Raw genomic sequence first — 4,906 nt, 5'->3', positions numbered from 1 at the left:
TGTCGATGTGCCGTGTTCAGCGAACCGGTGCCGAGTCAGCGAACTGTGTGCCAAGAGAGCGAACTCAGTTCACGAACTGCGAGCCGAATCATGAGTAGGCTCGGCAAGAATCGTACACCTCAGCGGATTGGGCTTCCAGAGTCGTCTTCGGCGTCCCCGTCCGGCACGACGATGGACGCGCAGCACTGCGTACGCCTCGTCGGTGTTCAAGCTGACACCGAACATCGTCAAGGCTTGGGCCATCACGGCCTTGCGGCTCTGATGAGCGCGCGCGCCCGCGATCCATCGTCCCAGTGCCTCGGCCTGAGCGCCGGTCAATTTATTGCCGCGTCGCGGCCGCTCCAACGCAGCCTCCAGGCCGTTTCGAGCGCCTTGATCCAGCAAGCGATAAACGGTCCTCGCTCTCATGCCGGCGCTATCCGCGGCGCTTTCAACGGTAGCACCATCACGAATGGCAGCGAGCACGAACAAGCGACGACGCCTCAGCCTGTAGCGTTCGCCAAGCGCGCGTTCGCGCAGATCGGTCCCGCTTTCGGGAAGCGTGTCGATCCATTCGCGCCAGCTTCTCCGGCCTTGTGGGCGCGACGCGGCGGCTGGTGCGAGGATCGTACGCAGTCGTTCGCTCATTTCCTCTGGCAGATTCGGGAGGCGGGCCAGCAACCGATCACGGTGAACTGTGTGCAGGGTCGCGATTGCCGCGCGCAGATGCGCATCCAGATCTTCCAGCAACCATGCGAGGATCAGCAACCCACCATAGTTCGAGCGCCACGGGATGCTATCGGTCTGGTCTTCGCCAAGATCGAGATCATCGGCGATGCGTTTGAACAACCGGCGACGATATTCTCTCGCCGTACCAATCCACACCATGCCGAGCAATACGTCGATCAACGCCATCATTGTTGGCCAGTCGAGATCACCAATCCTGGGAAGCGCCAGCCGGCCCGATCGCTTTCCAACGATAAGCGCTTGCTGGAGACGCAACGTTGCCTCATTGGCGGGAGCGCCACCGCCTGCCAACTTCGCCCCGCATTTCCGGCAGGCGATCAGACCCGCTGTCTGGCGAGCCTTCAGGCTCTCCACATAGAGCGCGCATCGGCAGGACGGACAGCGCCCGGTCAGCGAGATGCGATGTTTCGGGCAGACGCCCGCCCACCCGGTCATCCAGAACAACCGCAGATAAGCGCGCGCGTCGTCGGCCAGGCACATCGGGCAGATGCGTATGCGGCGACCGCGGCTGCCGTGCGCGGGCTGAACGGACGAATTCTTGCCGTCGAATCGCTCCGGCCGCTCATCGTCGCGTGCGTGGGACCAGCCCGCGAACGTCATCGCTTCGAGCACGCCGATGTCGATGCCAGTCTTGCTGCCAATCACCGCCAGTGTGTCGGCGGACGGGCGTCGCCACCATTCTCGATCGGCGGCCGCGTCAATCTCAAACACCATGCGACACAGCGCCAATGGCGACAGCTTCAGAGTGGCAGCCAGGCTGATGATCCACGAGGCCAGCGCCTCATCCTCCGCCGGAGCAACGTGCAGGGGAAGTGCACCAACTCTTGCCTGTGCAGGTGGCAGCACCGCCACCGCAAACAGATCAGACCGCGACACGACGACGCTCGGAGGGTCGGATGAAGCTTGCACGCTCGATCATGCGCGCGGAGATCGTCTCGGTGCCGGAATCGACCGCAACGACGGCCGAACGGACGACAATCGCGATGATCTCGCCCAACACGCCCTCGGCCGCCGTGAGAATGCGGCCCGCCATCGCGGGATCGGCGAGATGCGAAGGCTTGCGCAGCGGGAGCACGGCCTCCAGCGTGCTGAGCAGCCGGCGGTATTCGTCGTCATCCGTCCACAGAGGCAGTGCAAACGGCTCAAACCGATTGACGAGTTGCTCGTCGCTGCGGATCGCCCGCAGCGCCTCCGGTGTACCGACGCCGACGAGCGGAATCTGCAATTCGTTGCCGAGCCAGCGCAGCACATTGAGCAATCGTCGTTGCTGCAACGCCGTGCCCGACAGAAGGTTGTGCAGTTCGTCAATCACAAGCAGTCGTGTGCCCGTGGCGCGCATAATGCGAACCGCGGTGTCTTGCTTAGCCGCCACTCTGTCGCGCGCACCGTACGGCATACCGAGCGCCTCCAGTATCGCGCCGAAGAACCGGCCCTCGTCGGGCCCAGCCGGCATCTGTATCTTCAACACCGGAACGATCGCCGCGCCCGCGTCAGTTTCACCCGCGGGGACCGATGCGTGGGCTCGTCGGAACTTCTCCACGATCATCGTCTTGCCGTTGTTCGTGGGGCCGACCAGCAACAGGTTCGGCATTCGCAACCGCTTCGGGAACGTCAGCAAATCCTCCAGCGCCGCAAGGACGGCTTCCGCCCGTGCGTAGCCGATCCAACGATCCGTGCGGATGCGGCGTATCCGCGATTGCGCATCTTCCGCGGCGACCGGCCGCGTCGCAGGTTGCAGATGCGCATAGTCAACCATCACCATTCCTCGACCTGGAACATCCGCTCATGCGGCTGCTGTTCGTCGCCCACCTCGCGGCAGATATCGGTGTCGGCAGGGTTCCCCTGCGGCAAGTCGCGTTGCACGGCGGGCGCGACCAGAAGACGGCGTGCGCGCTGCCGTCTGGCCTTCTTGCTGGCGTGTACCGCATCGTCGGCAATTGCCCGCATGGTCTCGACAGTGCGGAAGATCGCGGCTTCATCCACCTGCATCCGGCCATCCTCGCGCAGCCGTTTCAAGGCCAGACGATGTTCCCACAGGCTGATCGCCGGCCGCCGCAAGTCGCGGTAGCTCAGATCGTAATAGCTTCCATCTGGGCCGAGCAGATAGATGCGGCTCAGATCGCGCGGATCATAGCGGACGATCATCGGTTCAGGATGGCCGATCCATGTACTCAACACATCGGACCAGTAAGCGATCGAATGCAGCGCGACGCCATCGCGACGAATCAACCGGCGCTCGATCGGCAGGAAGTCGATCAGGAAGCGACGCGGATCGGCCACGGCAGTCGGCTCACCGCGCCCGAGTGTCGCGTCGTCGCCGGCGATGCCGCGTTCCCAGGCGGCCAGCGGTGTCATGGCAATCCCGCGATGCAGTTCGCGATGATAAACGCCTGCTATCGCATGACCGAGCCAACGCTCGACTTCCTCCAGTGTCATTGCCGCTGTTTTGTCGGGGTTGAGATCGCCCTTTGCCTGGACGTTGGAGAACGTCGTTCCCGGCAGCAGATGAACCTTGCCCATCATCGTACCGATCAGGCGCTCGATATGGCCGCCATAGTGCGGCGTCCTCACCGGCCTATGGTCGATCGCGATCCCGTATTGCTCGCAGCCGCGCTTCAGAGCTTCCGAACGGAACTCCTTCGCATTGTCCAGATGCAGTCGTTCCGGAATGCCCCGCACTGGCCACACCGCATCGATGCGTCGTTCGGCAAGCCAACTGTCCTTGGCGAGCGCGCCGTGGCTCAGACACAGCGCAACCGACGTTGCAGACGGAGGTTCCAGCGAAAGATGGAAACCGGCAACGCAGCGGGTACAAACGTCGATCGCCAACGTCAGCCACGGACGCTGGATCGACGTACGGGTTTCGCTGTCAACCACAATCACATCGACCAGCGTATGGTCGATCTGGATCAGCGACAGCGGCCAGTGGGCTTCGAGCGAACCGATCGCTGGAACGTAACGATCGCGCGCCGCCTTGCGGCCTTCGCGTTTGGCGACGATCTCCCGTGCCGGACGCTTCCGTACTCTCGCAGTGACCGCCTTCCGGCCAGGCTTCGCCAGACCGCGGGCGACGCATTGGCGATGCACTTCGGCGACCAAATCCACGATTTTGAGGCGCTGCCGCGTCAGATACACGGCGTCAATTGCTTCCTCAATCACGGCATTCACTTCCGCTTTGAGCTTCGAGTACCCCCATGGAGGCCCACACCCGGCCGGCAACAGAGTGGTCAGCCTTGGGTCGTCCAGATAAGCGCGCAAGAACGCGTAGATCTGCGTGGCGCCGAATCCCAACTCGGCCGCGCCGGCAACAACGTCGGCCCGGGTGCGCGTTCGATTTTCCGCCAGACGACGGATCACCGGCAGACGACGCCGGGCTTCGTTCCAATCGGCCTCACTCACCATCGTGAGGTCCGGTGTGCTCATGACGCCGTTATCCGTGTATCGGCCGTGATTGGCGCCGACAGATCGGCGACCAGAGCGCCACGGGCGATCAACCGCCAGATCAGCGCAAGTCCCGCTTCGCGGCTTGCCGGCAGGGCATCGAGCAAATCACCGAAGCTCGTCGCGCTGGCCCGCGCCGCGGCTATCGCGTCTTCTGCCAGCGCCGCGTCGACCGGAGCGCTCCTGAGTGGCAGCAGCCGTTTCGCGGCATCGAGCGCCGATCCGCGGATGCCGCGTTCCGTGACGACGCGGAACCGAGCGCCATGGGCGCCGGCCCATGCCCGCGCGGCCGCGAAAGCTGGCCGCAAGTGGTACCAACTCGCCCGCAGGTCGACCCGGTATTTGATCTCCACAATATCGATCGCGCCATCGCTCCAGGCGACGCGGAAGTCCGGCGTGTACCGCCGTCGTCGACCCTCATGCTCGAACCGGATCGTGACGGGCTGTGCGGTCAACACCGCACCCGCATCCCTGAAGCTGCTCAACGTCACGAAGTCCCGTTCGAGCGCGCTTTCATGCTCCGTCAGACCAGTCCCGAGGGACTGGAAGCCGGTCACATGGGACCGATGGCTGAGTGGGATGCGCCGCAAATCGCCCTCCACATGGAATGCGACTCAGTACGCCAGCATCGCACATTTCGGAGTCAGTTCACAGACATGGAACCAAACACATGGACTCAAATCCTTGCATCGACTCAGTTTTCCATCCGCGCCGATTCACCGAACACGGCACACCGACA

Annotated in this window: 4 protein-coding genes; all 4 read right to left on the bottom strand. The window is 63.6% G+C overall.

Annotated elements, in window-relative coordinates:
• Nucleotides 1-69: 69 nt before the first annotated feature.
• From JQ621_RS35175 to JQ621_RS35160, 4 genes are read right to left on the bottom strand one after another with little or no spacing between them, the layout of a single operon-like run.
• Nucleotides 70-1,602, bottom strand: coding sequence for a TniQ family protein (locus tag JQ621_RS35175; RefSeq protein WP_212241789.1), 1,533 nt, complete (start codon nucleotides 1,600-1,602; stop codon nucleotides 70-72).
• Nucleotides 1,589-2,482 (bottom strand): TniB family NTP-binding protein, encoded by an 894-nt coding sequence (locus tag JQ621_RS35170; RefSeq protein ID WP_249125775.1) that lies wholly within the window; start codon nucleotides 2,480-2,482, stop codon nucleotides 1,589-1,591. The genes JQ621_RS35175 and JQ621_RS35170 overlap by 14 nt, the downstream gene beginning before the upstream one ends.
• Nucleotides 2,482-4,149 (bottom strand): Mu transposase C-terminal domain-containing protein, encoded by a 1,668-nt coding sequence (locus JQ621_RS35165; RefSeq protein WP_212241786.1) that lies wholly within the window; start codon nucleotides 4,147-4,149, stop codon nucleotides 2,482-2,484. Before JQ621_RS35165 ends, JQ621_RS35170 begins: the two co-directional genes overlap by 1 nt.
• A complete protein-coding gene (locus tag JQ621_RS35160) occupies nucleotides 4,146-4,724 on the bottom strand; it encodes a TnsA endonuclease N-terminal domain-containing protein (RefSeq protein ID WP_312015482.1) in 579 nt (192 codons plus the stop codon). Before JQ621_RS35160 ends, JQ621_RS35165 begins: the two co-directional genes overlap by 4 nt.
• Between the last annotated feature and the right edge of the window lie 182 nt (nucleotides 4,725-4,906).

This window comes from Bradyrhizobium manausense, from assembly GCF_018129685.1.
GTDB lineage: Bacteria > Pseudomonadota > Alphaproteobacteria > Rhizobiales > Xanthobacteraceae > Bradyrhizobium > Bradyrhizobium manausense_D.
Note: the sequence above shows the minus strand (reverse complement) of the source record. Positions and strands in the feature narration are given on the sequence as shown.

Bases quoted from the DNA above. Each gene is read 5' to 3' on its own strand.
- JQ621_RS35170 (WP_249125775.1), bottom strand. From the start codon at position 2,482: ATGGTTGACTATGCGCATCTGCAACCTGCGACGCGGCCGGTCGCCGCG.
- JQ621_RS35165 (WP_212241786.1), bottom strand. From the start codon at position 4,149: ATGAGCACACCGGACCTCACGATGGTGAGTGAGGCCGATTGGAACGAA.